Origin of the sequence: Geodermatophilus sp. CPCC 205761 (assembly GCF_051383655.1) — a bacterium.
In the GTDB taxonomy this organism is placed as follows: Bacteria; Actinomycetota; Actinomycetes; order Mycobacteriales; family Geodermatophilaceae; genus Geodermatophilus.
In genome coordinates this window covers 1-26,138 of sequence record NZ_JALPKQ010000032.1, presented here as the reverse complement: position 1 = coordinate 26,138, position 26,138 = coordinate 1, and the positions used below count along the sequence as shown (strand labels likewise).

28 protein-coding genes are annotated in these 26,138 nt (G+C 76.1%); 21 read left to right on the top strand and 7 right to left on the bottom strand.

Annotation, left to right across the window (positions count from 1 at the left end; translation table 11 throughout):
* Nucleotides 1-53: 53 nt before the first annotated feature.
* The 3 genes from MY526_RS18330 to cofC are packed head-to-tail and all read right to left on the bottom strand — an operon-like array spanning nucleotide 54 to nucleotide 3,736.
* On the bottom strand, nucleotides 54-971 hold the full coding sequence (locus tag MY526_RS18330) for an NUDIX hydrolase (protein WP_436691741.1): 918 nt from the start codon (nucleotides 969-971) through the stop codon (nucleotides 54-56).
* On the bottom strand, nucleotides 971-3,046 hold the full coding sequence (locus MY526_RS18325) for an RNA degradosome polyphosphate kinase (protein WP_436691742.1): 2,076 nt from the start codon (nucleotides 3,044-3,046) through the stop codon (nucleotides 971-973). Before MY526_RS18325 ends, MY526_RS18330 begins: the two co-directional genes overlap by 1 nt.
* A 39-nt stretch (nucleotides 3,047-3,085) precedes the next feature.
* Complete coding sequence (cofC, locus tag MY526_RS18320; RefSeq protein ID WP_436704765.1) at nucleotides 3,086-3,736, bottom strand: 2-phospho-L-lactate guanylyltransferase; 651 nt, start codon at nucleotides 3,734-3,736, stop codon at nucleotides 3,086-3,088.
* Between the two features lie 132 nt (nucleotides 3,737-3,868).
* Here cofC and MY526_RS18315 point away from each other — a divergent pair, with 132 nt between their 5' ends.
* The 4 genes from MY526_RS18315 to MY526_RS18300 are packed head-to-tail and all read left to right on the top strand — an operon-like array spanning nucleotide 3,869 to nucleotide 8,509.
* On the top strand, nucleotides 3,869-4,681 hold the full coding sequence (locus MY526_RS18315) for a lysophospholipid acyltransferase family protein (protein WP_436704764.1): 813 nt from the start codon (nucleotides 3,869-3,871) through the stop codon (nucleotides 4,679-4,681).
* A complete protein-coding gene (locus MY526_RS18310) occupies nucleotides 4,678-5,706 on the top strand; it encodes an NAD(P)H-dependent glycerol-3-phosphate dehydrogenase (protein ID WP_436691745.1) in 1,029 nt (342 codons plus the stop codon). Before MY526_RS18315 ends, MY526_RS18310 begins: the two co-directional genes overlap by 4 nt.
* Nucleotides 5,703-6,854, top strand: a complete 1,152-nt coding sequence (locus MY526_RS18305) for a cystathionine gamma-lyase (protein ID WP_436691746.1) — start codon at nucleotides 5,703-5,705, stop codon at nucleotides 6,852-6,854. The genes MY526_RS18310 and MY526_RS18305 overlap by 4 nt, the downstream gene beginning before the upstream one ends.
* A complete protein-coding gene (locus MY526_RS18300) occupies nucleotides 6,851-8,509 on the top strand; it encodes a TIGR03767 family metallophosphoesterase (RefSeq protein ID WP_436704763.1) in 1,659 nt (552 codons plus the stop codon). Before MY526_RS18305 ends, MY526_RS18300 begins: the two co-directional genes overlap by 4 nt.
* A gap of 2 nt (nucleotides 8,510-8,511) precedes the next feature.
* Here MY526_RS18300 and MY526_RS18295 read toward each other — a convergent pair whose 3' ends face one another.
* Nucleotides 8,512-9,285 carry a CDP-alcohol phosphatidyltransferase family protein gene (locus MY526_RS18295; protein ID WP_436704762.1) on the bottom strand — a complete coding sequence of 258 codons (774 nt, stop codon included), beginning with the start codon at nucleotides 9,283-9,285 and terminating at the stop codon, nucleotides 8,512-8,514.
* 101 nt (nucleotides 9,286-9,386) lie between these two features.
* On the opposite strand from MY526_RS18295, the gene MY526_RS18290 reads away from it, so the two are divergent.
* Together MY526_RS18290 and MY526_RS18285 are read left to right on the top strand one after the other, a co-directional pair.
* Nucleotides 9,387-10,535, top strand: a complete 1,149-nt coding sequence (locus tag MY526_RS18290) for a D-alanine--D-alanine ligase family protein (RefSeq protein WP_436691749.1) — start codon at nucleotides 9,387-9,389, stop codon at nucleotides 10,533-10,535.
* Nucleotides 10,532-11,194 carry a hypothetical protein gene (locus MY526_RS18285; protein ID WP_436704761.1) on the top strand — a complete coding sequence of 221 codons (663 nt, stop codon included), beginning with the start codon at nucleotides 10,532-10,534 and terminating at the stop codon, nucleotides 11,192-11,194. Before MY526_RS18290 ends, MY526_RS18285 begins: the two co-directional genes overlap by 4 nt.
* Before the next feature lie 2 nt (nucleotides 11,195-11,196).
* On the opposite strand, the gene MY526_RS18280 is transcribed toward MY526_RS18285, so the two are convergent.
* Complete coding sequence (locus MY526_RS18280) at nucleotides 11,197-11,838, bottom strand: DUF3515 domain-containing protein (RefSeq protein WP_436704760.1); 642 nt, start codon at nucleotides 11,836-11,838, stop codon at nucleotides 11,197-11,199.
* Entirely contained in the window at nucleotides 11,817-12,050 is a 234-nt protein-coding gene (locus MY526_RS18275) for an Lrp/AsnC ligand binding domain-containing protein (RefSeq protein WP_436691752.1), read from the bottom strand. The genes MY526_RS18280 and MY526_RS18275 overlap by 22 nt, the downstream gene beginning before the upstream one ends.
* Before the next feature lie 92 nt (nucleotides 12,051-12,142).
* Here MY526_RS18275 and MY526_RS18270 point away from each other — a divergent pair, with 92 nt between their 5' ends.
* Genes MY526_RS18270 through MY526_RS18260 form a run of 3 tightly spaced genes read left to right on the top strand, consistent with a single transcriptional unit; the run spans nucleotide 12,143 to nucleotide 14,311 of the window.
* Nucleotides 12,143-13,183, top strand: coding sequence for a thiamine-phosphate kinase (locus tag MY526_RS18270; RefSeq protein ID WP_436704759.1), 1,041 nt, complete (start codon nucleotides 12,143-12,145; stop codon nucleotides 13,181-13,183).
* A complete protein-coding gene (locus MY526_RS18265) occupies nucleotides 13,167-13,697 on the top strand; it encodes a GNAT family N-acetyltransferase (protein WP_436691754.1) in 531 nt (176 codons plus the stop codon). Before MY526_RS18270 ends, MY526_RS18265 begins: the two co-directional genes overlap by 17 nt.
* Complete coding sequence (locus tag MY526_RS18260; protein ID WP_436704758.1) at nucleotides 13,685-14,311, top strand: AAA family ATPase; 627 nt, start codon at nucleotides 13,685-13,687, stop codon at nucleotides 14,309-14,311. Before MY526_RS18265 ends, MY526_RS18260 begins: the two co-directional genes overlap by 13 nt.
* A 94-nt stretch (nucleotides 14,312-14,405) precedes the next feature.
* Here the strand turns inward: MY526_RS18260 and rpmB are convergent, their stop codons facing one another.
* Nucleotides 14,406-14,588 (bottom strand): 50S ribosomal protein L28, encoded by a 183-nt coding sequence (rpmB, locus tag MY526_RS18255; protein ID WP_425283681.1) that lies wholly within the window; start codon nucleotides 14,586-14,588, stop codon nucleotides 14,406-14,408.
* 190 nt (nucleotides 14,589-14,778) lie between these two features.
* On the opposite strand from rpmB, the gene MY526_RS18250 reads away from it, so the two are divergent.
* The 12 genes from MY526_RS18250 to smc form a co-directional block, all read left to right on the top strand.
* Complete coding sequence (locus MY526_RS18250; protein ID WP_436704757.1) at nucleotides 14,779-16,383, top strand: DAK2 domain-containing protein; 1,605 nt, start codon at nucleotides 14,779-14,781, stop codon at nucleotides 16,381-16,383.
* Complete coding sequence (gene recG, locus MY526_RS18245; RefSeq protein ID WP_436704756.1) at nucleotides 16,383-18,566, top strand: ATP-dependent DNA helicase RecG; 2,184 nt, start codon at nucleotides 16,383-16,385, stop codon at nucleotides 18,564-18,566. The genes MY526_RS18250 and recG overlap by 1 nt, the downstream gene beginning before the upstream one ends.
* A complete protein-coding gene (gene rsmD / locus MY526_RS18240) occupies nucleotides 18,563-19,117 on the top strand; it encodes a 16S rRNA (guanine(966)-N(2))-methyltransferase RsmD (protein ID WP_436691758.1) in 555 nt (184 codons plus the stop codon). Before recG ends, rsmD begins: the two co-directional genes overlap by 4 nt.
* Nucleotides 19,114-19,596 carry a pantetheine-phosphate adenylyltransferase gene (coaD, locus tag MY526_RS18235; RefSeq protein WP_436691759.1) on the top strand — a complete coding sequence of 161 codons (483 nt, stop codon included), beginning with the start codon at nucleotides 19,114-19,116 and terminating at the stop codon, nucleotides 19,594-19,596. Before rsmD ends, coaD begins: the two co-directional genes overlap by 4 nt.
* Nucleotides 19,593-20,282 (top strand): hypothetical protein, encoded by a 690-nt coding sequence (locus MY526_RS18230; RefSeq protein WP_436691760.1) that lies wholly within the window; start codon nucleotides 19,593-19,595, stop codon nucleotides 20,280-20,282. The genes coaD and MY526_RS18230 overlap by 4 nt, the downstream gene beginning before the upstream one ends.
* 143 nt (nucleotides 20,283-20,425) lie before the next feature.
* The gene (locus MY526_RS18225; RefSeq protein ID WP_436704755.1) at nucleotides 20,426-21,073 is read left to right on the top strand and encodes a YceD family protein; all 648 of its coding nucleotides are present in this window, start codon (nucleotides 20,426-20,428) and stop codon (nucleotides 21,071-21,073) included.
* A 2-nt stretch (nucleotides 21,074-21,075) separates the two neighbouring features.
* Nucleotides 21,076-21,255 carry a 50S ribosomal protein L32 gene (rpmF, locus tag MY526_RS18220; protein WP_436691762.1) on the top strand — a complete coding sequence of 60 codons (180 nt, stop codon included), beginning with the start codon at nucleotides 21,076-21,078 and terminating at the stop codon, nucleotides 21,253-21,255.
* Between the two features lie 20 nt (nucleotides 21,256-21,275).
* Nucleotides 21,276-22,067 carry a ribonuclease III gene (gene rnc, locus MY526_RS18215; RefSeq protein WP_436691763.1) on the top strand — a complete coding sequence of 264 codons (792 nt, stop codon included), beginning with the start codon at nucleotides 21,276-21,278 and terminating at the stop codon, nucleotides 22,065-22,067.
* A 6-nt stretch (nucleotides 22,068-22,073) separates the two neighbouring features.
* Nucleotides 22,074-22,967 (top strand): bifunctional DNA-formamidopyrimidine glycosylase/DNA-(apurinic or apyrimidinic site) lyase, encoded by an 894-nt coding sequence (gene mutM / locus MY526_RS18210; protein WP_436691764.1) that lies wholly within the window; start codon nucleotides 22,074-22,076, stop codon nucleotides 22,965-22,967.
* Complete coding sequence (locus MY526_RS18205) at nucleotides 22,964-23,233, top strand: acylphosphatase (RefSeq protein WP_436704754.1); 270 nt, start codon at nucleotides 22,964-22,966, stop codon at nucleotides 23,231-23,233. The genes mutM and MY526_RS18205 overlap by 4 nt, the downstream gene beginning before the upstream one ends.
* A 150-nt stretch (nucleotides 23,234-23,383) precedes the next feature.
* Nucleotides 23,384-23,575, top strand: coding sequence for a hypothetical protein (locus MY526_RS18200; RefSeq protein ID WP_436691766.1), 192 nt, complete (start codon nucleotides 23,384-23,386; stop codon nucleotides 23,573-23,575).
* Between the two features lie 86 nt (nucleotides 23,576-23,661).
* A partial coding sequence (gene smc, locus MY526_RS18195; protein WP_436704753.1) for a chromosome segregation protein SMC occupies nucleotides 23,662-26,138 on the top strand: 2,477 nt, incomplete at its 3' end.

Sequence of the window (26,138 nt, the reverse complement as noted above, 5' to 3'; positions counted from 1 at the left end):
GAGGCTTTGCCTGTGGTTCCGGCGCCGCATCCGTATGCAAAGCCTCCTATGCCTCAACGGGGGCCGGCGTCGTCGGACTCGGGGGAGAAGTCGCGGTAGTAGTCCGCGGCGAGGGCGCCCGGCCGCCCGCCGAGGGCCCAGACGCTGCCCTTGGCCGCGGGCGGCCAGGGCGCCCCGGCCACGCCGGCCCAGCGCACGCCCAGGCCCATCAGCACCGACGGGATCGCCCCACCCTGGCTGCAGACCACGGTCACCCCCACGTCGTCCCCCGCGCGCGCGAGCAGCCGCTCCACCACGGCCAGGCCGGCCTGCGGGTCGTCGGAGAACTCCTCCTCGCCCAGCTCCGGCTGCTCCTCGACGGGCAGGCCCAGCCGCTCGGCCAGGGGCTCCACCGTCTGCCGGCAGCGGGTCCGCCGCGCGGTGCGCACCGACGTCGGGGCGAACAGCGGCAGCACCTCCGCCAGCCGTGCGGCCTGCCGGCGTCCCTTGCCGTCCAGCGGCCGCAGGTCGTCGGGGCCGTTCCACTCCGACTTGTCACCGGCCCGGCCGTGCCGCACCAGCAGCAGCGCAGGCTCGCGCGGGACGTCGTCCCGGGCGAGGTCGGCCAGCACCGCCCGGTCCGCCTCGTGGTCGACCAGGTCGGCGGCGTCCGCCAGCGGCAGCCAGCGGAGCTCGTCGACCTCGGCGTTGGGCACGAACTCCCCGCCGACCACCCGCATGAGCCAGTAGTCGACCCGCTTGGGCCCCTCGTCGACCTCGTACTCGGTCCGCACGCTGCGCCGTCCGGCGACGGTGCTCAGGCCGGTCTCCTCGGCCACCTCCCGGACCGCCGCGGTCAGCAGGTGCTCGCCGTCGTGGAGCTTGCCCTTGGGCAGGGACCAGTCGTCGTACTTCGGCCGGTGCACCACCGCGGTCTCGATGCCGTCGCATGCCGGGCGCCACAGCGCCCCGCCGGCCGCCCGGATGACCATCAGCCCGCTCCACCGGCGGGCTCGGCGGCCAGCGCCATGAGCCCGGCCTGGTAGTCGCGACCGTGCCGGCGGGTCCAGGTGGCGTCGGGCCCGAGCTCCCAGCAGCGGACGTCCTCGGCCATCGCCTGGTCGAAGACGTTCTGCAGCAGCCGGTGCGACGGCTCGTCGCACACCCGCAGCAGCACCTCCACCCGGCGGTCGAGGTTGCGGTGCATGAGGTCGGCGCTGCCGATCCACCACTCGGTCTCGCCGTCGTTGCAGAAGTTCATCACCCGCGAGTGCTCGAGGAAGCGGCCCACGATCGAGCGCACCCGGATGTTCTCCGACATCCCCGGCACCCCCGGGCGCAGCGAGCAGATGCCGCGGACGAACAGCTCCACCGGCACCCCGGCCGCCGAGGCCTCGTAGAGCGCGTCGATGAGCTGCTCGTCCACCAGGCTGTTGACCTTGATGCGGATGCCCGCCGGGTGGCCGTCGGCGGCGTGCCGCGCCTCCCGGCGGATCTTCTCGACCAGCCCCGCCCGGACGCCGTGCGGGGCGACCATGAGCGTCCGGTAGGCGGTCTGCCGGGAGTAGCCGGTCAGCGTGTTGAACAGGTCGGTGAGGTCGGCGCCGACCCGCGGGTCGGCGGTGAGGATGCCGAGGTCCTCGTACGTGCGCGCGGTCTTCGGGTTGTAGTTGCCGGTGCCGATGTGGCAGTACCGGCGGATCACGCTGCCCTCCCGGCGGACCACCAGCGCGGTCTTGCAGTGCGTCTTCAGGCCGACCAGCCCGTAGACGACGTGGCAGCCGGCCCGCTCCAGCGACCGGGCCCAGGTGATGTTGGCCTCCTCGTCGAAGCGGGCCTTGATCTCCACGAGGACGACGACCTGCTTGCCGGCCTCGGCGGCGTCGATGAGCGCGTTCACGATCGGGGAGTCACCGGAGGTGCGGTACAGCGTCTGCTTGATCGCCAGCACGTCCGGGTCGGCGGCGGCCTGCTCGATGAAGCGCTGGACGCTGGTCGCGAACGAGTGGTAGGGGTGGTGGACGAGCACGTCGCCCTCGCGCAGCGTGGCGAACACGCTCTTCGGCGTCTCGCCCTCCGACAGCCGCGGGTGGGTCGCCGGCACGAAGGGGTCGTCCTTGAGCTCGGGCCGGTCGAGGTCGTACAGCGCCCACAGCGCGGCCAGGTCGAGCAGGCCGGGCACCTGGACGACGTCGCCCTTGTCCACCTCCAGCTCGTTGATCAGGACCTGGAGGATCCGCGGGTCCATGGACTCGGCGACCTCCAGCCGCACCGCCGGACCGAACCGGCGGCGGGCCAGCTCGCGCTCCAGGGCCTGCAGCAGGTCCTCGTCCCGGTCCTCCTCGACCTCGAGGTCGGCGTTGCGGGTGACCCGGAACAGGTGGTGGTCGAGCACGTCGAGCCCGGGGAACAGCGCCGGCAGGTGCGCGGCGATGAGGTCCTCGAGCGGGAGGAACGTCGCCTCCGACGTCGTGTCCGTGGGGCCCACCGGCACGAACCGCGGCACGTTGTTGGGCACCTTGAGCCGGGCGAAGCGCGGCGCCCCGGTGTCGGGGTCGCGCACCGAGACGGCGAGGTTGAGCGAGAGCCCGCTGATGTAGGGGAAGGGGTGCGCCGGGTCGACCGCCAGCGGGGTCAGCACGGGGAACACCTGGTCGCGGAAGTACTCCCGCAGCCGCTTGGCCTCGGTGTCCTCCAGCTCGTCCCAGTGCACGATCCGGATGCCGGCCTCCTCCAGCCGCGGGGTGATGTCCTTGAGGAAGACGTCGGCGTGCCGGTGCACCAGCTCGCGGGTCCGCTCGGTCACCCGCGCCAGCTGCTCGCGGATGGTCAGCCCGTCGGGCGAGCGGACCGTGAGCCCGGTGCTCTGCCGGCGCTTCAGCCCGGCGATGCGCACCATGTAGAACTCGTCGAGGTTGCCCGCGAAGATCGCCAGGAACTTCGCCCGCTCCAGGAGCGGGAGGGACTCGTCCTCGGCCAGCTCCAGCACGCGGGAGTTGAAGTCGAGCCACGACAGCTCGCGGTTGAGGTACCTGTCGGCCGGGATGCCGGAACGGGTGGAGGCCACACGCTCATCGTGCCGCAGGCAGGTGAACGGCGGGTGCTCTCAGCCGGGCCCGCGACGGTGCCCCGACAGCAGGGCGGCCGTCGCGGGGCCGACGCCGAGGGCGAGAGCCGCGTCGAGGTCCGCGGCGGTGTCGACGTCACGGGACAGCCCCGGCCACTCCCCGGTGAGCTGCCGCGCACCGCCGGCGCGGTGCCGCCCGGCCGAGCCGGCGCCGAACGCCGGCGCGAGGTCGGTGCCGTGCGCGGTGAGCAGCGTCGTGCCGGTGCCCTCGGCGTCGGCCACGAAGCAGCGCGGCGCGGCCCCGGCGGCGGCGAGCGCGGCGGTGAGCTCCTCGGGGCGGAGCGCGGGCAGGTCGGAGGAGAGCGCCGCCACCGCCGGCCGGCCGGCGGCCCGGGCGCCGTGGGCCAGAGCCGGGTTGAGTCCGCGGTCGGGCTCGTCGGGCACGGTGCGCGCCCCCAGGCCGGTGACGACGGCGGCGGCAGCGGGGTCGTCGGTGACCACGAGCACGCCCTCGACCGCGGCGGAGGCCAGAGCGGCGGCCACGGTGTCGGCCAGCAGCGCCAGGACCAGCTCGCCGTGCGCGCCGCCCGGCGGCCCCCCGAGGGCGTCGGTCAGCGGGGCGAGCCGGGTCTTGGCCACGGCCAGCCGCTTCGCCGGGACGACGACCGACCACCTGCGCACGCCGCCCATGTGAGCACACCGGAGCGCTCGCGGGGGCCGGTGGGGACCCCGGTGCACGCGCGGGACCGGCGCAGGCCCGATCATGGGCGCAGACCACATCCGGCGCGACGGTGCGCGGGATCGGCAGGAGGGAGGGCGCCGGTGAGCCACGACCGGTCCCCGGAGACCGGGGGAGCGCGCCCCCGCCGGCCGCCGTCCAGGTGGCGCACCCGCGGGCCGGTCCCCCCGGCGCTGTGGCTGTGCTTCCTCGTCGTCTACCCCGTGGCGTCGCTGGTGTTCCGGCTCCGGTACCGGAACCCCGAGCGGTTCCCGCGCACGGGGCCGGTGATCGTGGTCGCCAACCACGTCTCGATCCTCGACCCGCTGGCCTGCGCGCGGCTGGTCTGGGACTGCGGCCGCATCCCGCACTTCCTGGCCAAGCAGTCGGTGTTCAAGGGGCCGGCCGGGCGGATCCTGCGGGCGGCCGGGCAGATCCCCGTGGCCCGCGGGTCGGCCGACGCCCGCAGCTCGCTGGCCGCCGCCCAGGCCGACCTGGCCGCGGGGAACGTCGTGGTCATCTACCCCGAGGGCTCGGTCACCCGCGATCCCGACTGGTGGCCCATGCAGGCCCGCACCGGGGTGGCGCGGCTGGCGCTGACCACCGACGCCGTCGTCCTGCCGGTGGCCCAGTGGGGGCCGCAGCGGGTGCACGACTACCACGCGAAGAAGCTGCACCTGCGGCTGCGGACGCCGGCGGACTACCTGGTCGGGGAGCCGCTCGACCTCGCCGACCTGCGGGCGCAGGTGCGCGACGGGCGCCCGCTCACCGGGGAGCTGCTGCGCGAGGTCACCGACCGCATGATGGGCGCCGTGCGCGACCAGCTGGCCGAACTCCGGGGTGAGCCCGCGCCGACGGCGTTCGCGTCGCGGCCGGCGCGCATCCTGCCGGGCGACCTCCCGGGGAGCGCTGCGTGAGCGAACCCGCGGGCATCCCCGGTGGGCACCGCACGCGGGCCGCCGTCCTCGGCGCCGGTTCCTGGGGCACCACGTTCGCCAAGGTGCTGGCCGACGCCGGCTGCACGGTCGCCCTGCACGCCCGCCGTCCGGAGCTCGCCGCGGCCATCACCGAGACCCGCCAGAACCCCGACTACCTCCCCGGCATCCGGCTGCCCGACGGGCTGCGGGCGACGACCGACCCTGCGGAGGCGCTGCACGACGCCGACATCGTCGTCCTCGCCGTCCCCTCCCAGTCGCTGCGGAGCAACCTCACCGAGTGGGCGCCGCTGCTCCCGGGCGACGCGGTGCTGCTGTCGTTGATGAAGGGCATCGAGCTCGGCAGCACCAAGCGGATGAGCCAGGTGATCTGCGAGATCACCGGTGCCGGCGCCGACCGCGTCGCGGCGCTGTCGGGGCCGAACCTGGCCCGGGAGATCGCCGAGGAACAGCCGGCCGCGACCGTCATCGCCTGCTCCGACCAGTTCCGCGCGGGACAGGTGCAGGCCGCCTGCCACACCGCGTACTTCCGGCCGTACACCAACCGTGACCTGGTCGGCTGCGAGCTCGGCGGCGCGGTGAAGAACGTGATCGCGCTGGCCTGCGGGATCACCGAGGGGATGGGGTTCGGCGACAACACCCGGGCCTCGCTGATCACCCGCGGGCTGGCCGAGACCGCCCGGCTGGGCGTCGCGCTCGGCGCGGAGCCGACCACCTTCGCCGGCCTGGCCGGCCTCGGCGACCTGGTCGCGACCTGCAGTTCGCCGCTGTCGCGCAACCGGACCTTCGGCGAGAAGCTCGGCCGCGGCATGACCGTGGAGGAGGTGCAGCGCACCACCCGGCAGGTCGCCGAGGGCGTCAAGAGCTGCCGGCCGGTGCTCGACCTGGCCCATGCCCACGGGGTCGACGTCCCGCTCACCGAGGCCGTCGTCCGGGTCTGCCACGACGGCGTGCCGGCCGCCCAGATGGTCAAGGAGATCATGTCCCGCGAGGCAAAGCCCGAGTGAGCGAGGCGACAGGGGGCCGGCGGGGGTCCTGGGGGGACGGCACCCGGTCGGTGCGGGCCGGTGACGCCCCGGCGGTGCCCGGTGCGCCGCTGCGGCCCTCGCCGGTCTTCGCCGCCCCGTACCACCTCGGCGACCAGCCGCCCCGCGCCGGCGGCGCCGACGCCTACGCCCGCACCGAGCACCCCACGTTCCGGGCGTTCGAGGCGGCGGTGGGGGAGCTGGACGGCGGGCGGTGCCTGTCCTTCGCCACCGGGATGGCGGCGATCACCGCCGCGGTGCTCGCGCCGGTGCGGGCCGGCGACCGCGTCGTCCTGCCCTCGGACGGCTACTACACGACCCGGCTGCTCGCCCGCGAGGAGCTCGAGCGGTTCGGTGTCCGGGTGGAGTACGTGCCGACGCCGGAGATCGCGACGGTCGCCGCCCGGGGCGACCTCGACGGCGCCCGGCTGGTGCTGCTGGAGACCCCGAGCAACCCCCAGCTCGACGTCTGCGACATCGCCGCGGTGGCCCGCGCCACCCGGGCGGCCGGCGCGGTGCTCGCCGTCGACAACACGACCGCCACCCCGCTGGGCCAGCGGCCGCTGGAGCTCGGCGCGGATCTGACGATCGGCAGCGACACCAAGGCGCTGACCGGCCACAGCGACCTGCTGCTCGGGCACGTGAGCACCCGCGACGACGAGCTGCACGCCCGCATCAAGGCCTTCCGCGACCACACCGGCGGCACGCCCGGGCCGTTCGAGGCGTGGCTCGGGCACCGGTCGATGAGCACCCTGGACCTGCGGCTGGCCCGCCAGGCCGCGACCGCCGAGGCCGTGGCCGACCTGCTGGCCGAGCACCCGGCGGTCAGCGGCGTCCGGTGGCCGTGGCGGCCCGGGGACCCGTCGTACGCGCTCGCCGCGCGGCAGATGCGCCGGCCCAACGGGGTGGTCTCCGCCGAGCTGGCCGACGAGGCCGCGGTGACGCGGCTGCTCGCGGCCAGCCGGTTGTGGACGGCGGCGACCAGCTTCGGCGGCGTGCACTCGACCGTCGACCGGCGCGCGCAGTGGGGTGGGGACGCCGTCGCACCGGGATTCGTCCGGCTCTCCTGCGGCATCGAGGACACCGCGGACCTCGTCGCCGACCTGGCCGCCGCGCTCGACGTCCGGTGAGCGGGACGACCCTCGAGCGGGTGCTCGGCGCCGGCCCGGTGGTGGGTCGCGGCCGCGCCACCGACTACCACGCGCTGGCCTGGCACCCCGGCGAGCCGCACCGCACCCGCCGCGAGCTGGTCGGCCCGGCGTGGGAGCGCCCGCGCGCCGGGGTCCGCGCGCTGGCCTGCCTGGCGCACGTCACCGACATGCAGCTGGCCGACGTCTGCTCCCCGGCCCGGTTCGAGTTCTTCAACGGGCACTTCGCCGACCCGCGGATGCGCGCGCTGGTGCCGATGCACCGGCCGCAGGAGGCGATCACCGCGCACGCGATCGACGCGCTGGTCCGCACCCTCAACGGGGTGCGCGGCGGGCCGCGCACCGGGCACCCGGTGCAGGTCGTCGTCACCACCGGCGACGCCATCGACAACGCCCAGTGGAACGAGCTGGAGCTGCTGCTGGCCATCCTCGGCGGCGGGCCGGTCTCCCCCGGGGCGGGGCTCACCGCCTACGACGGGGTGCAGGCCGCCGGCTGGCCGCACGACCTGTTCTGGCGGCCGGAGTGCGACGGCGGGGGAGAGCCCGACCTCTACCGGTCGCGGCACGGGTTCCCCGACCGCCCGGGGCTGCTGGCCGCGGCGTTCGCGTCGTTCCGCGCCGAGGGCCTGCGGCTGCCCTGGCTGGGCTGCCACGGCAACCACGAGGCGCTCATCCAGGGCGTCGGCGTCCCCACCCCGGCGTTGCAGGGCCTGCTGCTGGCCGACCGCAAGCCGGTGGACTTCGCGGCGGACGTGCCGCTGGACGACGCGCTGCGGCTGTTCACGCACTCGTCGGAGGTGTTCACGACCGCCGGCGCGCGGACCGTGACGCCCCTGGCCGGCCGCCGGTTCATCGACCGCCGCGACTTCGTCGCCGCGCACCTGGCCGACGGCGGGGAGCCGGCCGGGCACGGGTTCACCGACCAGAACCTGCGCGACGGGACGGCGTACTACGTCTGGGACGGGCTGCCCGGCATCCGCGTGGTCTGCCTCGACACCACCCGGGTCACCGGCGGCGGGGACGGCTCCCTGGACGCCGCGCAGGCCCGCTGGCTGGCCGACCGGCTGGCCGAGGTCTCGTCCACGCACCTGGCCCCCGACGGCACCCGCGTGGTCACCGGGAACGACGACCGGCTCGTCGTCGTCATCTCCCACCACGGGTTCAGCACGCTGGCGCGGGAGGACCCCTTCCGGCGCCCTCGCCCGAGCGCCGACACCGGCGTCCTCGGCGGGTCGGAGCTGGTGGCGCTGCTGCACCGGTTCCCGAACGTCGTCCTGTGGCTCAACGGGCACACCCACGTCAGCGAGGTGCGGCCGTGGGCCTCCGCGGCGGCCGCCGGGCGCGGCTTCTGGGAGGTCACCACCTGCGCGGTCGTCGACTGGCCGGGGCAGGCCCGGCTGGTGGAGTTCCTCGACAACGGCGACGGCACGCTGTCGATGGTCTGCACGATGGTCGACCACGACAGCCCGGCCCGGCCGCCGGACCCGCTCGAGCCCGCCGCCCGCGAGCCGGCCGCGCTGGCCTCGCTGCACCGGGAGCTGTCGGCCAACGTGCCGTGGGCCGGCCTGGCCGCCGGACTGGCCGGCGGGCCGGCCGACCGGAACGTGGAGCTGGTGCTGCGCCACCCGCTCCGGTGAGGTCAGCCGGCGGTCCGGTGCCGGTGCGCGGCCCGGGCGGTCAGCCAGCCGCTGACGGCGAGGTAGTACACGAGGTAGGACAGCGACAGCGCCACCACGACCGGGTGCGGGTCGGGGTACTGCAAGAGCAGCACGGCGTAGGTGGCCAGCCAGACCGCGGTGAGCACCAGGCTCACGCCCTGCAGCGCCGGCGTGCGCGAGGGGTAGAGGTAGCGCACCGGCACGAAGACCAGCACCGAGAAGACCACGACGAAAGCGGCGACCACGACCGGGGACGCGTCGAGGACGACGGCGTAGAAGGCCACCACGTTCCAGTAGCTCGGGAAGCCGAGGAATGTGTGGTCGTCGGTCTTCGCGTCGACCCGGCAGAACTGGTAGCTCGAGGCGAGCAGCGGCAGCGCCGCGACGACCCAGCCGGCGGCGCCCGAGGGCAGCGAGCCGGTGGTCCACAGCAGGACGACGGGCGCGAAGACGTAGGTGAGGTAGTCGACGATGTCGTCCAGGCGCGCCCCGTCGAACCACGGGATCGTCTCCTTGACCCGCAGCCGGCGGGCCAGCATCCCGTCGGTGCCGTCGACGACGAGCGCGGCCAGCCCGAGCCAGAGGGCGGTGACCGGGTCGCCCTCGACGGCGGCCAGCACGATCAGCAGCGCGAGCACCGACCCGCTGGCGGTGTAGGCGTGCACCGCCGCCCCGGCCAGCCGCAGCTGCAGCGGGAAGGTCCGGGAGGCGTCGGAACCCGGTCCGGCGGGCGGGGCGACCACGTTCTCGTGCATCGGCGTCGAGGCTCCCACACCGGCGGGTGCCCGGCTCCGCGAGCGGGGGCGTCCGCCCGTCGGCCGGGCGGCGGGCGGAGGCTCCACTAGTGTCGGCCGCGATGAGCGGACAGGCAGGCAAGCTGCGCGTCGCGGTCGTCTTCGGCGGCCGGAGCGCGGAACACCCCATCTCCTGCGTCTCCGCCGGGGCGGTCCTCGCGGCGCTGGACCCGGACCGGTACGACGTGGTCCCCGTCGGCATCACCCGCGACGGCGGGTGGGTGCTGCCCGACCCCGGGCTGCGCCTGGCGATCGTCGACGGCGCGCTCCCGGAGGTCACCGGGGGGACGCCGGTGACGCTGGCCGGCGACCCCTCCGGCCGCGGGCTGCTGCCCCTGGCCGGCGGCCCGCTGGTCGAGGTCGACGTCGTCTTCCCCGTCCTGCACGGCGCCTACGGCGAGGACGGCACCATCCAGGGTCTGCTCGAGATGTGCGGGCTGCCCTACGTCGGCTCCGGGGTCTTCGCCAGCGCGGCGTCGATGGACAAGGAGTTCACCAAGAAGCTGCTGGCCGCCGCCGGGCTGCCGCAGGGCGACCACGTCGTCCTCCGGGACGCGGCCGGCGCGCTGTCGGCGGACCCCGACGTCCTCGACGCCGCCACCCGCGACCGGCTGGGCCTCCCGGTGTTCGTCAAGCCGTCCCGCGCCGGGTCGAGCATCGGGATCAGCCGGGTCACCGACTGGGCGCAGTTCCCCGAGGCCGTGGCGACGGCGGCCGCGGTGGACGCCAAGGTGGTCGTGGAGGCCGCCGTCCCCGGCCGCGAGATCGAGTGCGGGGTGCTGGCCGGGCCCGGCGGTGGGCTGCCCGAGGCCAGCCTGCCGGCCGAGATCCGGCTGCGGCCGGGCACCGACTGGTACGACTTCACGGCCAAGTACCTGGAGGACGCCGCGGACTTCGACGTCCCCGCCGCCCTCACCCCGGAGCAGACGCGGGCCGTCCAGGAGACCGCCTGCCGGGCCTACCTGGCGATGGACTGCCAGGGGCTGGCCCGCGTCGACTTCTTCCTCGGGACCGGTCCCGACGGCGCGGACCGGCTGGTGATCAACGAGGTCAACACCATGCCCGGCTTCACCCCGATCTCGATGTACCCGCGGATGTGGGCGGTCAGCGGGGTGACCTCCGCCGACCTGGTGGACCGGCTGCTCGACGCCGCCCTGGCGGGGACCCGGCCGGTGGACGACCCGGCCCTGGACGGCGGCGCGCGGGCGTGACCCGGCGGCGGCCGGTCCGGCGGGGCGGGGCGGCGCTGCTGGTGGCCGCCCTGCCGGTGCTGTCCGGCTGCACCTCCGCGGTGGAGGGGGCCGCCTCTGCCGCGCCGGCGGACCCGACGCCGTCCTCCGCCGCGCTGCTGGAGGAGCTGCTGGTCACCGAGGTGCCCTCCGGGTTGCCGCGGGTGCCCGACGAGCACCTGACCCCGCCCGCGGGGGAGAAGACCGCCGACGACGTCGCGGAGTACGCCGCGGACCCGGGCCGGGAGCGGGACGTCCTCGACGACTACGGCTACCGCTACGGCTGGGAGCGCTTCTGGCGGTCCGGGTCCGGGTCCGGGCCGCTGACCAGCGTCTTCGTGGACCAGTTCTACACCCGGGCCGGTGCCGGCGCCTACGCCCGCGACCTCGCCGAGAACGACGCGGAGTTCTACGACGGCGTCCTCCGCGACGACCCGCCGCACCTGCCGGGCGGCTGCCGGCTGCTCACCGTCGAGACGGCCGACCCGGCGACCGGGCTGGCCGGACCGGCGGCGTTCGCCTGGTGCGGGCACGGCGTGTTCAGCGTCGGCGTGGTCGCCGTCGCGGACTCGGTGTCGGCGGCCTCCGACGAGGTGCACGCCGTGATCGCCGCCCAGCTGGAGCGGCTGCCGCCGTCCTGAGGTCAGGCCGCGGGCTGCTGCAGCGGCAGGGCGTCGTTGATGACCGGCCCGAGCGCGGTCACCGCGGCGCTGTCGGTGTCGGCCGAGACGGTGACCTGCACGAACACCGGCCGGTCGACGGCGGTCCAGACGATCTCGTCGGGGTCGGTGGTGTCGACGAGCCAGGAGACGCCGTTGATCTGGATGAGCGGCGACGTCGGCTCGAGGCCGGCGGGGCGCTCGACGCCGCACACCAGCACGATCGGCGGGTCGCCCCAGGCGTAGGCGAACGGGGACTCCGACCGCACCGGGCGGGACGGCTCGCCGGTGAGCTCCAGCGGCAGGGCGGCGATCAGCGCGGGGCAGGCCGCCTCCGCCTCGGGGGTCACCGGCGGGGCGTCCACGGGCAGCGGCGGCAGGTCGGCCCGGGCGGGGGTGGGCGTTCCCTCGACGTCGGCGACCGGCTGTCCGCCGTCCGGCCCGCCGTCGTCCCCGAGGACCCGGACGAGCACCAGCAGGACGACGACGACCGGCAGCACGACGGCGGTGACCAGCAGCGCGGCGCGGCGCAGCGGGTCGTCCGGCCGCGGCCGCTCCCCGGCGGGGGCGGTCTCGGTCGGAGGGGGGTTCTCGGTCAGCAGCGTCAGATGTTGACGACGGGGCACGTCAGGGTGCGGGTGATGCCGTCGACCGACTGCACGCGGGCCACGACGAGGCGGCCGAGCTCGTCGACGGTGTCGGCCTCGGCGCGCACGATGACGTCGTAGGGGCCGGTGACGTCCTCGGCCGTGGAGACGCCCGAGATCTGGCTGATCGTCGACGCGACCTGGGCGGCCTTGCCGACTTCGGTCTGGATGAGGATGTAGGCGTGGACCACGGGAGACCTTTCCTCGGGCAGCGCTGCCGGTGCGGCGTCCGCGCCGGTGGGCGGACAGTTCGGCAACCTACCCCAGCCCTGCGGGGTGACCGGTGACTCGTCCCCGACCCCTCGTGCCCCGGGGCGACCCCGCCGACAGCGTGCGGGTCGTCGGGGAGTTCGGCGTCATCGCCCGGGTGCTCGCCCGGGCCGGCAGCGCGCGGCTCTCCGACGTCGGGCCCGGGGACGACGCCGCCGTGCTGCGCGTGCCCGACGGCCGGGTGGTGGCGACCACCGACGTGCTCGTGGAGGGCCGGCACTTCCGCCGCGACTGGTCGTCGGCGGAGGACGTCGGCCACAAGGCGGCGGCGGCCAACCTCGCCGACGTCGCCGCGATGGGCGGCGTGGCCACCGCGCTGCTGGTCGGGCTCGCCTGCCCGCCGGACACCTCCACCGCCTGGCTGGAGGGGGTCGCCGCGGGCCTGGCGGCGGAGTGCGCTCCGCTGGGCGCCGCGGTCATCGGCGGGGACACCGTGTCCGCCGCGCCCGACAGCGGCGCCGTCGTCCTGTCCGTGACGGCGCTGGGCGACCTCGCCGGGCGGGCGCCCGTGCTGCGCTCCGGCGCGCGCCCGGGAGACGTCGTCGCGCTCGCCGGCCGGCTGGGCTGGTCGGCCTGCGGGCTGGCGGTGCTGCGCCGCGGCTTCAGCAGCCCGGCCGCGGCGGTGGCGGCCCACCGCCGCCCGGCGCCGCCCTACGCGGCCGGGCCCGCCGCGGCCGACGCGGGAGCGACGGCGATGTGCGACGTCAGCGACGGCCTGCTCGCCGACGCCGGGCACATCGCCGCGGACAGCGGCGTGCTCGTCGACCTCGACCGCGCCGCGCTGGTGCGGGCCACGCTGGAGTCGCCGGGGCCGATGCAGCAGGTCGCCGCGGCCCTGGGCGCGGACCCGCTGGCCTGGGTGCTCACCGGCGGCGAGGACCACGCGCTGCTCGCCACGTTCCCGGCCGGCGCCGCCCTGCCGGCGGGCTGGGCGGCGATCGGGGCGGTGCGCGCGGCCGGCGACAGCCCGGGCGTGCTGGTCGGCGGCGAGCCGGCGGACGCGGTCGCCGCGGCCGTCGGAGCGGAGGGGACCGGGCATGTCCACTTCCGCTGAGCACCGGCTGCCCGACGGGCGGACCGTCGTCCTGCGGGCGGTGCCCTACGACGACCCCGTGGCGCGGGCGCTGGTCGCCCGCGTGCAGCAGGAGTACGTGGCGCGCTACGGCGGCCCCGACGAGGCCGTCGTCGACCCGGCCGAGTTCGCCGCACCCGCCGGCCTGTTCCTGGTCGCCGAGGCCGGCGGGACACCGGCCGGGTGCGGGGCGTGGCGGGTGCACGAGCCCGGAGTCGTGGAGGTCAAGCGGGTCTACGTCGAGCCGGCCGCCCGCCGCATGGGCCTCGCGCAGCTGATCATGGCCGCGCTCGAGGGCAGCGCGGCTGCGGCGGGACACCGGGCGGTCGTGCTGAACACCGGCAGCCGGCAGCCCGAGGCACTGGCCCTCTACGCCGCGCTGGGCTACACACCGGTGCCCGGGTACGGCGTGTACGCCGAGGCGCCCGGGGCGGTCTTCCTGGGGAAGGACCTCCTGCCGGCGGCAGGGAGCGAGGAGCGGGCATGGGCATCGTGACGATCTCGGCGTCGTACGGCGCCGGGGGAGCGGACGTGGGCCCCGCGGTCGCCGAGCGGCTGGGGCTGGACTTCCACGACCGCGCCATCCCCGCGCAGGTGGCCGGCCGGCTGGGCGTCCCGGTGGCCGAGGCCGAGGCCAACGACGAGCGGGTGGCCCGCGGGCTGTGGCGGATCGTCGCCTCGCTGGGCACGATGCCCGACCCGGTCGGCGGCGTCGTGCCGATGACCCCGCAGCCCGACGAGCGGGCGTTCCGCCAGCAGACGGAGCGCATCGTCCGCGAGATCGCCGACGGGCCGGGAGGGGTCGTGCTCGGGCGGGCGGCCGCGCTCGTGGTGGGGGACCGCCCGGACGCGTTGCACGTCCGCCTCGACGGTTCGCGGGAACGCCGGCTCGAGGCGGCGGTGGCGCGCACCGGCCGCTCGCGGGAGGAGGTCAGGCGCGACCTGGAGGCCAACGACGCCGCCCGGGAGGGCTACGTGCGGCACTTCTACCGGTGCGACCCCGCCGCGTCCCGCCTCTACCACCTGGTGGTGGACAGCACCGCGTTCGGGCTGGACACCGTGGTCGACCTCGTCGTCGACGCGGCCCGGGCGCGCGGCATCGGGCGCTAGGTCCGCGCCGCTCCCGCGGTGTCCCGCCTGCTCCTGCGGTGCTGCACGACCGCAGGAGCAGGGAGGAGGCCGCAGGAGTGCGGCGGAGTCCCTGTCAGGCGCGGACGACCTTGCCGGCGCGGATGCACGAGGTGCAGGCGTTGATCCGGCGACGGTTGCCGGGGGCGACCAGCGCCCGCACGGACTGGATGTTCGGGTTCCAACGGCGCGGCGTGCGGCGGTGCGAGTGCGACACCGACATACCGAAACCGGGCCCCTTGCCACAGACATCGCACACGGCAGCCACGGTGGATCACTCCCAGAGAATCGTTCACAAGGCGGTGCGCAGACACGACCGCATACAGACCGTCCGACAGTCTAACCGCTCCCGGCGGACGGCGTCGCAGCGGCCGCGGATCGGCGGCGACAAGACCGTCCCCGCCCGTCGTTGCCCCGGTCGTGTCGCCGCGGCTGGGTACCCTCCGCCCGTGCTGCCGGCGCTGGACGACGCCGCGGTCGGTCGATGGTGCCGCGCCGCGGTCTCGGCCCTGTCCGGGTCCCGCAGCCGGCTCGACGACCTGAACGTCTTCCCGGTACCCGACGGCGACACCGGCACGAACCTGCTGCACACCGCCGAGGCGGCGCTGGCGGCGCTGGAGGCGGCCGGGGGGAGCGCCGAGCCGGCGTGGCAGGTCATCGCCCGCGGTGCGGTGCTCGGCGCGCGCGGCAACTCCGGCACGATCCTCGCCCAGCTGCTGCGCGGCCTGGCCGACCAGCTGGCCGACGCCCCGCCCGCCGACGGCGCGTCCTTCGCGGCCGCGCTGCAGAAGGCCGCGGACACCGCGTACGCCGCGGTCGCCGACCCCGAGGAGGGGACCTTCCTCACCGTGGCCCGCGCCGGCGGGGAGGCCGCGATGGCCGCGGTCGCGGCCGACCGCATCGAGCTCGCCGACGTGGTGCGGGCCGCGGCCGACGGCGCCCGGGAGGCCCTCGAGGCCACGCCCGGGCAGTTGGCGGTGCTCCGGGACGCCGGTGTGGTCGACGCCGGGGGCGCCGGCCTGTGCCTGCTCCTGGACGCGCTGGTCACCACGGTGACCGGGATCGAGCCGGCCCGTCCGCCGCTGACCCGCCGTCCCGCCCGGCCGCACGAGCACGCGCACGACCTGCCGCACCAGCCGCCCGCCGGGCCGGGCAGCGAGGTGCAGTACCTGCTGGCCGGCAGCGACGACGCGGCCGTGGCCCGCCTGCACGACCGGCTCGCCGCGCTGGGCGACAGCCTGGTCGTCGTCGGTGTGGACACGCCCGCCGGCCGGGAGTGGAACGTGCACGTGCACACCTCCGACGTCGGGGCCGCCATCGAGGCGGGCATCGAGGCGGGGCGGCCGTACCGGATCTCGGTCAGCCCGCTGGCCCCCGTCCGGCCGCCGGCGCCGGTCGCCGGGGAGCGGGCCGTCGTGGCGATCGTCCCCGGCGACGGGCTCGCGGAGCTGTTCGCCGGGGAGGGTGCGCGCGTGGTGACCGCCGGTCCGGACGGCGTCACAGAGGACGACGTCCTGGCCGAGATCATCGGGTCAGGCGCCGCGGACGTCGTCGTCCTCCCCAACGACCCCGACCTGACGGCGACCGCGGCGCGCGCCGCCGAGCGGGCCCGGGAGGAGGAGCGCGACGTCGCCGTCGTCCCCACCCGGTCGCCGGTGCAGGGGCTGGCCGCGCTCGCCGTCGCCGATCCCACCCGCCGGTTCCACGACGACGTCATCACGATGGCCGAGGCCGCCGCGGCCACCCGCTGGGCCGAGGTGACCCGGGCGGCCCAGGAGGCGCTGACCAGCGCCGGGCGCTGCCAGCCCGGCGACGTCCTGGGCTCGGCCGAGGGGGACGTCGTGGTCATCGGCGGCGACCCCGCGGCGGTCTCCTGCGACCTGCTCGACCGGATGCTGTCGGCCGGTGGTGAGCTGGTCACGCTGGTCGTCGGCCCCGACACCGTCCTCGGTGACGCGGTCTGCGCGCACCTGTCGTCGGTGCACCCGACCGTCGAGGTCACCCGCTACGACGACGGCCCGCGCGACATCCCGCTCCAGGTGGGGGTCGAGTGATGGCGGTCGACATGTCGACCCGGCTGGACCGCGTCCTCGGCGCGAAGACGGCCAAGGTCATGGCCGAGCAGCTCGCCCTGCACACCGTGCGCGACCTGCTGCGGCACTACCCCCGCAAGTACGCCCGCCGCGGCGAGATGACCAAGCTCGAGGACCTCCAGGTCGGCGACCGGGTCACCGTGCTCGCCCAGGTGCGCAAGGTGTCGACGCGGAAGATGCGCAACCGGCCCGGCTCGCTCACCGAGGTCACGGTCGGCGACGGCGCCAACTCCATGCAGCTGGTGTTCTTCAACCGCAAGCACGCCGGCCTGCGCGAGGGCGCCTGGGGGCTGTTCGCCGGCACCGTCGGCGAGTACCGGAAGTCCAAGCAGTTCGCGCACCCCGACTGCCACCTGATGACCGGGGACGACGACGAGGACTGGGCCCGCGCCCTCATCCCGCTCTACCCGGCGACCAGGGACGTCTCCAGCTGGGTCATCCAGCGCTCGGTCAAGCTGCTGCTCAACCACTCGGGCAACCTCGCCGACCTGGTCGACGACCCCCTGCCCGAGGAGATCCGCGCCCGGCACGGCCTGCTGAGCCTGCCCGCGGCGCTGCTCGACATCCACCGCCCCACCACGATGGACGACGTCGAGCGCGCCTCCCACCGGCTCAAGTGGGACGAGGCGATCACCCTCCAGCTCACCCTCGCCGGCCGCCGGAAGGCCGCCGCCCTGGAGCCCGGCATCGCGCGGCCCCGGCGGCCCGGCGGGCTGCTCGACGCGGTCGACGCCGCGCTGCCCTTCGCGCTCACCGAGGGCCAGCGCGAGGTGGGGGAGGAGCTGGCCGCCGAGCTGGCCCGCGAGCAGCCGATGCACCGGCTGCTGCAGGGCGAGGTCGGCTCGGGCAAGACCGTCGTCGCGCTGCGCGCCATGGCCCAGGTCGTCGACGCCGGCGGCCAGGCCGCGCTGCTCGCGCCCACGGAGGTGCTCGCCGCGCAGCACGCCCGGGGCATCCGCGCGCTGCTGGGCCCGCTCGGCCGGGCCGGCGAGCTCGACGGCGACCCGGCCGGCACCCGGGTCACCCTGCTCACCGGCTCGCTCAAGGCCGCCGCCCGCCGCGCGGCCCTCGCCGAGGTCGCCGAGGGGCACGCCGGCATCGTCGTCGGCACCCACGCGCTGCTGCAGGAGACCGTGGAGTTCGCCGACCTCGGCCTGGTCGTCGTCGACGAGCAGCACCGCTTCGGCGTCGAGCAGCGCGACGCGCTGCGGGCCAAGGGCAACCGGCCGCCGCACGTGCTGGTCATGACCGCCACCCCGATCCCGCGCACCGTGGCGATGACCGTCTACGGCGACCTGGAGACCTCCACCCTGCGCCAGCTGCCCAGCGGCCGCGGGGGAGTGGCCAGCTCGGTGGTCCCGGTGCGGGAGAAGCCGAACTGGCTGGACCGGGCGTGGGAGCGGCTGCGCGAGGAGGTCGCCGCCGGGCGGCAGGCCTACGTCGTGTGCCCGCGCATCGGCGAGGACGCCGGCGCCGAGGAGGAGCCCGACGACGGCGACGGCGCCCCCGCGGCCGAGTCGGAGGACCGCCGCCCGCCGCTGGCCGTGCTCGACGTCGCCGAGGCGCTGCGGGAGGGGCCGCTGGCCGGACTCCGCCTGGAGGTCCTGCACGGCCGGATGACGCCGGAGGACAAGGAGGCCCGGATGCGGGGCTTCGCCGCCGGCGAGGTCGACGTCCTCGTCGCCACCACGGTCGTCGAGGTGGGCGTCGACGTGCCCAACGCCACGGTGATGGTCGTCATGGACGCCGACCGCTTCGGCGTCAGCCAGCTGCACCAGCTCCGCGGCCGGGTCGCCCGCGGCAAGCACCAGGGGCTGTGCCTGCTGGTGAGCGAGGCGGCCACGAGCTCGGCCACCGGGCAGCGGCTGGCCGCGGTCGCCGCCACCTCCGACGGCTTCGAGCTGGCCCGCCTGGACCTCGAGACCCGCCGCGAGGGCGACGTGCTCGGCGCCGCCCAGTCCGGCCGCCGCTCCGGCGTCCGGATGCTCTCGCTGCTCGAGGACGAGGAGCTCATCGCCGAGGCCCGGACCGAGGCCACCGACCTCCTGGCCGGCGACCGCGGCCTGGCCGACTTCCCCGGGCTGGCGATGGAGGTCGCCGCGCTGGCCACCGACGAGCGCGCCGAGTACCTCGAGAAGGCATGACGCGACTCATCTCCGGAGTCGCCGGCGGACGGCGGATCGCGGTCCCGTCCTCCGGCGTCCGGCCGACCGGCGACCGCGCCCGCGAGGGCCTGTTCAACAGCCTCGGCACGCTGCTGGACCTCGAGGGCGCCACCGTCCTCGACCTCTACGCCGGCTCCGGCGCGCTCGGCCTGGAGGCGCTCAGCCGCGGTGCCCAGACCGTCGTCTTCGTCGAGTCCGGCCCGCGCGTGCTGCCGGTGCTCAAGGCCAACCTCGCGGCCGTCGGGCTCCCCGGCGGGCGGGTGGTGGCCGGGTCGGTCCCGACCGTCGTCGCCGGACGGCCCCCGGCCCGGTTCGACCTGGTGCTGGCCGACCCGCCGTACGCCACGCCGGTCGCCGAGGTCCTCGGCGTCCTCGATTCGCTGGCCACGGGCGGCTGGCTGGCCGAGGAGGCCGTGGTCGTCGTCGAGCGCTCCAGCCGCGAGGAGCCCTGGGAGTGGCCGACACCCCTGCGTGGACTGCGCGATCGCCGCTACGGCGAGGCCGTGCTCCGGTACGGTCGCTCTCCGTGAGGCGCGCGGTCTGCCCCGGTTCGTTCGACCCGGTCACGAACGGGCACGTCGACGTCATCAACCGGGCGGCGGCCCTGTACGACGAGCTCGTCGTGGCGGTGCTGGTCAACCCCGGCAAGGCCGGGCTGTTCACCGTCGAGGAGCGCATGGAGCTGCTCCGCGACGCGGTCGCCGGCCTGCCCAACGTCACGATCGACAGCTTCCAGGGGCTGCTCGTCGACTACTGCCGGGCCCGCGGCATCCCGGTGATCGTCAAGGGACTGCGCGCGGTCAGCGACTTCGAGTACGAGCTGCAGATGGCGCAGATGAACCGAGAGCTGGCGGGCATCGAGACGCTGTTCGTGCCCACCGCCCCGCAGGTCGGGCACCTCTCCTCGAGCCTGGTCAAGCAGATCGCCACCTTCGGCGGGGACGTGTCCAGCCTCGTGCCCAAGGCCGTCCACGACCGGCTGGTCGCGCACCGGGAGCAGGGGTCATGACAGAGGTGGTCTACCGGCTCTACGAGACCGTCGACGAGCTGAGCACGGTCATCGAGAACGCCCGCAACGTGCCGATGTCCGGCGGCTCCTGCATGGTGCCCCGCGACGTCCTCCTGGACCTGCTCGACGACCTGCGGGAGAACCTCCCCGAGGACGTGCACAAGGCCGGGGCGATCGTCGAGCAGCGCACCGAGATCCTCCAGCAGGCGCAGGCCGAGGCCGAGCGGCTGACCGGTCGCACCCGCAGCGAGAGCGAGCAGGTGGTCGGGGCGGCGCGGCGGCAGCGCGAGGAGATCCTCGGCACCGCCCGCCGGCAGCGTGACGACCTGCTCGCCCGGGCACAGGCCGAGGCCGAGGAGCTGCTCGCGCAGGCCGAGGAGGAGGCCGAGCGCATCCTCGAGGAGGCCCGCCAGCACCGTGAGGCGCTGATCGCCGACGGCCACGCCCAGCACGCCGAGATCCTCGCCGCCGCCCAGGCCGAGCACGAGCGGATGATCAGCGAGACCGAGGTCTACCAGGGCGCGGTCACCCGGGCCGACGAGCTCGGCGCCCAGACGATCGCCGACGTCAACCGGATGCGCGCCGAGGTCGACGAGTACGTCGACAGCCGGCTGGCCGACTTCGGGACCACGCTGGAGCGGATGCTGCGGTCGGTGGAGAAGGCCCGCTCCACGCTCCGCGAGTAGAAGGACCCCCTGCCGGGTGGCGTTGCCCACCCGGTCGGCCCGGACGGCGCGGTCCGGGCATCGGGTAGTCTGGTCATCCGGTCCGACCGCGGACGTCCCGCACCTCGGCCGGCCCTCCCCAGTTGCCTACCGCGAGTACCGACATGCCTTCCGCACCTCAGCCCCGCAGAGGCGCCGCGGCCCCCGAGGCCCGGCGTCCCGCCGCCGACCCCTGGCGGGTCGACCTGCGGGAGCTCGGCCGCCGGGCCGGTTCGATGCTGGAGCTGCAGCGGACTCTCCCGGCGCCGGGCGACTGGCGGGTGGAGCTGATCGGCGTCCCCACGGGCGCCGACGTCCGGCTGCGGCTGCGGCTGGAGTCGGTCATGGAGGGCGTGCTCGTCTCCGGTGAGGTCGAGGTGCCCGTCGCCGGCTCGTGCGCGCGGTGCCTGGAGCCGATCGAGGACACCCTCGAGCTCGACGTCCAGGAGCTGTTCGCCTACGCGGGCAGCACCACCGAGGCCACCAGCGAGGAGGACGAGGTCCGCACCGTCGAGGCCGACCACATCGACCTCGAGCCGATGGTCCGTGACCTCGTCGTCCTGAGCCTGCCGCTGGCCCCCACCTGCGACGAGGACTGCGCCGGGCTGTGCGCAGACTGCGGGCAGCGGCTCGACGACCTGCCGGCCGACCACACCCACGAGGTGCTCGACCCGCGCTGGGCCGGCCTGGCGGAGCGCTTCGGCGCCCCGCCGGCCGACCGTTTCGCTTCCGAACCGGGTACCCCCGGTACGGACAACCCAGAGGAGAACTGACCGTGGCCGTCCCGAAGCGGAAGATGTCCCGCGCCAACACCCGCTCCCGGCGCTCGCAGTGGAAGGCGACCGCGCCCACCCTCTCGCCGTGCCCGAACCGCGCCTGCGGCGAGCTCAAGCCCCCGCACCAGGCGTGCCCGAGCTGCGGTCAGTACGACGGCCGCCAGGTCCTCTCCGTCTGATCCGGCAGGGGCAGACCGTCGTGGGGACGTCGCCGGCCAGCACCCAGCCCGCTCCGGGCGGGCCGCCCCGGCGTTCCCCGGCGGGGGAGGCACACGCCATCCGCGCGGCCGCCTGGCTCTCCGACGCCCTCGGCGTGGAGCTGCCCGGCGGCCTGCTGGCGTTGGCGCTGACCCACCGGTCCTACGCCTACGAGAACGGCGGGCTGCCCACCAACGAGCGCCTGGAGTTCCTCGGCGACTCGGTGCTCGGCCTGGTGGTCACCGACGAGCTGTACCGCCGCCACCCCGAGCTGCCGGAGGGCCGGCTGGCCAAGCTGCGGGCCTCCGTGGTCAACATGACCTCGCTGGCCGGGGTGGCCCGCCGTCTCGGCGCCGGCGGGCTGGGCCCGCACCTGCTGCTCGGCCGCGGTGAGGAGACCACCGGCGGGCGGGAGAAGGACTCGATCCTCGCCGACGCACTGGAGGCGCTGATCGGCGCGGTGCACGTCGGGCTGGGCCTGGACGCCGCCGGCGGCGTCGTCCACCGGCTGTTCGACCCGCTGCTGGACCAGGCCGCCACCCGCGGCGCCGGTCTGGACTGGAAGACCAGCCTGCAGGAGCTCGGCGCCGCGCTGGGGCTGGGCGCGCCGACCTACCTGGTCGAGGACGACGGTCCCGACCACGCCAAGACCTTCACCGCCGCGGTCGTCCTGGCCGACACCGTCCGTGGCCGCGGCACCGGGCGGACCAAGAAGGCCGCCGAGCAGGAGGCCGCCGAGGCCGCCTGGCAGGCGCTGACGGAGACCGCGGAACCCGCCGCCGTCCGGAGCTGACCGGCCGTGCCCGAGTTGCCCGAGGTCGAGGTGGTCCGGCGCGGACTCGAGCGCTGGGTCGCCGGTCGCACCGTCGCCGCCGTCGAGGTGCACCACCCGCGCGCCGTGCGCCGGCACCTCGAGGGCACCGACCACTTCGTGCAGACCCTGACCGGGCGCACGCTCACCGAGGCCCGCCGGCGGGGCAAGTACCTGTGGCTGCCGCTCGCCGAACCGGATGGCACGGCGTCGGGCCGGGCGCTCGTGGCGCACCTGGGGATGAGCGGCCAGCTGCTGGTGGAGAAGCCGTCGGCGCCGGACGAGACGCACCTGCGCGCCCGGTTCACCTTCACCGACGGCGGCCGGGAGCTGCGCTTCGTCGACCAGCGCACCTTCGGGGGCCTGGCCGTGGAGGACGGCGACCCGGTCGGGGGTGGAGACCCTGGCGGGCTGCCGCCGCGCCTGGCGCACATCGCGATCGACCCGCTCGACGACTCCTTCGACGCCGACGCGTTCAGTGCCGCCCTGCGCCGGCGGCACACCGAGGTCAAGCGGGCGCTGCTCGACCAGACGCTCATCGGCGGCGTCGGCAACATCTACGCCGACGAGGCGCTGTGGCGGGCCCGGCTGCACGGCAACCGGCCGACCGACCGGCTGTCCCGCGGGCAGGTCAGCGACCTGCTCGACGGCGTCCGCGACGTGCTGGGGGAGGCCCTCGCGCAGGGCGGCACCTCCTTCGACTCGCTCTACGTCGACGTCAACGGGCAGAGCGGCTACTTCTCCCGGTTCCTCGCCGTGTACGGCCAGGCCGACCGGCCCTGCCCCCGCTGCGGGACGGCGATCGTGCGCGAGTCGTTCATGAACCGGTCCAGCTACAGCTGCCCGCGCTGCCAGCCGCGCCCGAGAGCCCGCCGCTCGTGAGCCGCCGGGTGGTCGCGCTGGTGTCGGGCGCCGTCCAGGGGGTCGGCTACCGCTGGTTCGTCCGTGGGCACGCGGAGGCCGCCGGGCTCGCCGGCTCGGCGACCAACCTCCCCGACGGCCGGGTCGAGGTGGTGCTCGAGGGCCCGGACGCCGCCGTGGCCGCTGTCCTGGCCGCTCTGGGAGGCCCCGAGGCCCCGGGTGCCGTGCGGCGGGTCGACGTGCGGGACGAGGCGGGGCAGGGTGGGACCGGCTTCACGACGGCGTGACGAAGGTGACACACGCCCGACACGGGTGGTGTGCAGTGTGGCCGTTGACCTGCGTGTCGGGGCCTGTCACCCTGGGAACACACAGACCGCGCCGACCGTCGAACGGGGCGCAGGTCGTTCCCTCAACGCAGTCGAAAGGCCGTAGTAGCCATGGCCAAGGCCCTGTTCGGTCACGTCGTCCCCCCCGCGGAGCTCCGAGTAGTCGAGGAGAACGCCGTGCTGCGGGCCAGGGTGCGCCGGCTGGAGCAGGAACTGCAGGAGCTGCGCGCGCAGCGCGACGCGGCGATCGCCCACGAGTTGCTGAGCATGGCCGGCGAGAACGCCGAGCCGGCGCTCGCCTGAACGGCTCCGCCACAACGACACCACCCTTCCCGCCCGCTCCGCAGGTCGCGGGCGGCGGAGCCCTGCGGGGCTAGGGTCTTGATCTCGTGCACCTGTCGAGCCTGACGCTGAAGGGCTTCAAGTCCTTCGCGTCCGCGACGACCCTCCGCCTCGAGCCGGGCATCACCGCCGTCGTCGGGCCCAACGGCTCGGGCAAGTCCAACGTCGTCGACGCCATCGCCTGGGTCCTCGGCGAGCAGGGCGCGAAGAGCCTCCGCGGCGGCAAGATGGAGGACGTGATCTTCGCCGGCACTGCCGGCCGCCCCGCCCTCGGCCGGGCCGAGGTCACCCTCACCATCGACAACGCCGACGGCGCCCTGCCGATCGAGTACACCGAGGTCTCGATCACCCGGCGCATGTACCGCTCCGGGGAGAGCGAGTACGAGATCAACGGCGACAAGGTCCGGCTGCTCGACGTCCAGGAGCTGCTCAGCGACTCCGGCATCGGCCGCGAGATGCACGTCATCGTCGGCCAGGGGCAGCTCGACGCGGTCCTCTCCGGGCGGCCGGAGGACCGGCGGGCCTTCGTCGAGGAGGCCGCCGGCGTCCTCAAGCACCGCAAGCGCAAGGAGAAGGCGCTCCGCAAGCTCGACGCGATGCAGCTCAACCTCGACCGGCTGGGGGACCTGACCGTCGAGCTGCGCCGGCAGCTCAAGCCGCTGGGCCGCCAGGCGGAGGTGGCCCGCCGGGCTGCGGGCGTGCAGGCCGACCTGCGCGACGCCCGCCTGCGGCTGCTCGCCGACGACCTCGTCCGGCTGCGCGAGGCCCTGGACAAGGAGGTCGCCGACGAGGCCGCCGCCCGCCGCCGGCGCGCCGTCGTCGAGGACCGGCTCGGCGAGGCCTCGCGGCGCGAGTCCGGGCTGGAGGCGGAGCTGGCCGCCAACGCGCCGCTGCTGGGCTCGGCGCAGGAGACCTGGTACCGGCTCTCCGCGCTGACCGAGCGCTTCCGCGGCATCGCGCAGCTGGCCGCCGAGCGGCACCGGCACCTGTCGGCCGCTCCGCCCGCTGCCGCCGCGGGCCGCGACCCCGACCAGCTCGAGGCCGAGGCCGAGCGGATCGCCGCCACCGAGGCCGAGCTCGCTGCCGGTCTGGCGGCCGAGCGCGGGCGGCTGGCCACCGCCGTCGCCGCCCGCACCGAGGTCGAGTCCGCCCTCGCCGACGCCGAGCGGGCGTGGGTCGCCGCGGCACGGGCCCTGGCCGACCGCCGGGAGGGGCTGGCCCGGCTCTCCGGGCAGGTCGCCGCCGCGCGCTCCCGGGTGGCGGCCGGCGAGGCCGAGATCGAGCGGCTGACGCTCGCCGCCGGCGAGGCCACCGACCGCGCCGACGGAGCCGCCGAGCGGCTGGCCGCGCGGCGGGACGAGGTGGCCGGCGCCGCCGACGCCGACGTCGCCCTGGTCACCGCGCACCAGGACGCCGTGGCCGCGCACGCCGAGGCGGCCCGGGACGTGACCGAGCTGACCGCCGCCGAGCGCGCCGCCGAGCGCGACCGGGCCTCCTGGCAGGCCCGCCGCGACGCCCTCGCCCTCGGCCTGACACCGGCCGACGGTGCCGCCGAGGTCCTCGCCGCGGGCCTCCCCGGCGTGCTCGGGCCGGTGACCGAGCAGCTCGGCGTCACGCCCGGGGCCGAGCTCGCGGTCACCGCCGCCCTCGGCGGGATGGCCGACGCCGTCGTCGTCTCCGGTGTGGCCGAGGCCGCCGCCGCGCTGGCCCGCCTGCGGGACGGCGGCGGCGGGCGGGCCGGGCTGCTGGTGACCGCCGGCCTGCCGGCCCTGCCGCGCGACGGGTGGCCCGAGCTGCCCGACGGTGCGCGGTGGGCCCTCGACCTGGTCACGGCTCCCGAGCAGCTGCGCTCCGCGCTGGCCCGGGCGCTGGACCGGGTCGCCGTCGTGCCCGACCTGGACGCCGCCGTCGCCCTGGTCGGCACGCACCCGCGCGTGCGGGCGGTCACCGGAGACGGTGACCTGGTCGGCGCGGACTGGGCGGTCGGCGGTTCCGCGGACGCACCGTCGGGTCTGGAGGTCCGCGCGCGGGTCGACGATGCCGACCGGGAGCTGGCCGCGGCCGTCGACCGTGCCGCCGAGCTGGCCGACCGGCTGGTCGCCGCCCGCGAGGTCGCCCGCGCCCGGTCGGCCGACGTGGAGGCCGCACTGGCCGCCCGGCAGGCCGCCGACCGCAGCCGGTCCGCCGTCGCCGCGCAGCTGGCCGAACTCGGCGCCGCTGCCCGGTCCGCCGCCGCCGAAGCCGAGCGGTCCGTCGCCGCGCGGGTGCGCGCCGAGCAGGCGCTGGAGCAGGCACACCTGGCGCTGGCCGGGCTCGAGGAGCGGCGGGCCGAGGCCGAGGCCGCGCCGGTCGCCGACGAGCCGGACCCCGCCGAGCGGGACCGGTTGCGGCTGGAGGCCGCGGCCGGCCGGCAGGCCGAGACCGAGGCGCGCCTGGCCGTCCGCACCGCCGAGGAGCGGGCGCGCGCGCTCGCCGGGCGGGCGGAGTCGCTGCGCCGCCAGGCGCGGCAGGAGCGCGCGGCGCG

Coding starts and splice junctions, on each gene's coding strand:
- MY526_RS18260 (WP_436704758.1), top strand. CDS start 13,685: ATGGGCATCGTGACGATCTCGGCGTCGTACGGCGCCGGGGGAGCGGAC.
- MY526_RS18200 (WP_436691766.1), top strand. CDS start 23,384: ATGGCCAAGGCCCTGTTCGGTCACGTCGTCCCCCCCGCGGAGCTCCGA.
- recG (WP_436704756.1), top strand. CDS start 16,383: ATGGCGGTCGACATGTCGACCCGGCTGGACCGCGTCCTCGGCGCGAAG.
- MY526_RS18265 (WP_436691754.1), top strand. CDS start 13,167: ATGTCCACTTCCGCTGAGCACCGGCTGCCCGACGGGCGGACCGTCGTC.
- MY526_RS18330 (WP_436691741.1), bottom strand. CDS start 971: ATGGTCATCCGGGCGGCCGGCGGGGCGCTGTGGCGCCCGGCATGCGAC.
- MY526_RS18290 (WP_436691749.1), top strand. CDS start 9,387: ATGAGCGGACAGGCAGGCAAGCTGCGCGTCGCGGTCGTCTTCGGCGGC.
- MY526_RS18295 (WP_436704762.1), bottom strand. CDS start 9,285: ATGCACGAGAACGTGGTCGCCCCGCCCGCCGGACCGGGTTCCGACGCC.
- cofC (WP_436704765.1), bottom strand. CDS start 3,736: ATGGGCGGCGTGCGCAGGTGGTCGGTCGTCGTCCCGGCGAAGCGGCTG.
- MY526_RS18225 (WP_436704755.1), top strand. CDS start 20,426: ATGCCTTCCGCACCTCAGCCCCGCAGAGGCGCCGCGGCCCCCGAGGCC.
- rsmD (WP_436691758.1), top strand. CDS start 18,563: ATGACGCGACTCATCTCCGGAGTCGCCGGCGGACGGCGGATCGCGGTC.
- MY526_RS18230 (WP_436691760.1), top strand. CDS start 19,593: ATGACAGAGGTGGTCTACCGGCTCTACGAGACCGTCGACGAGCTGAGC.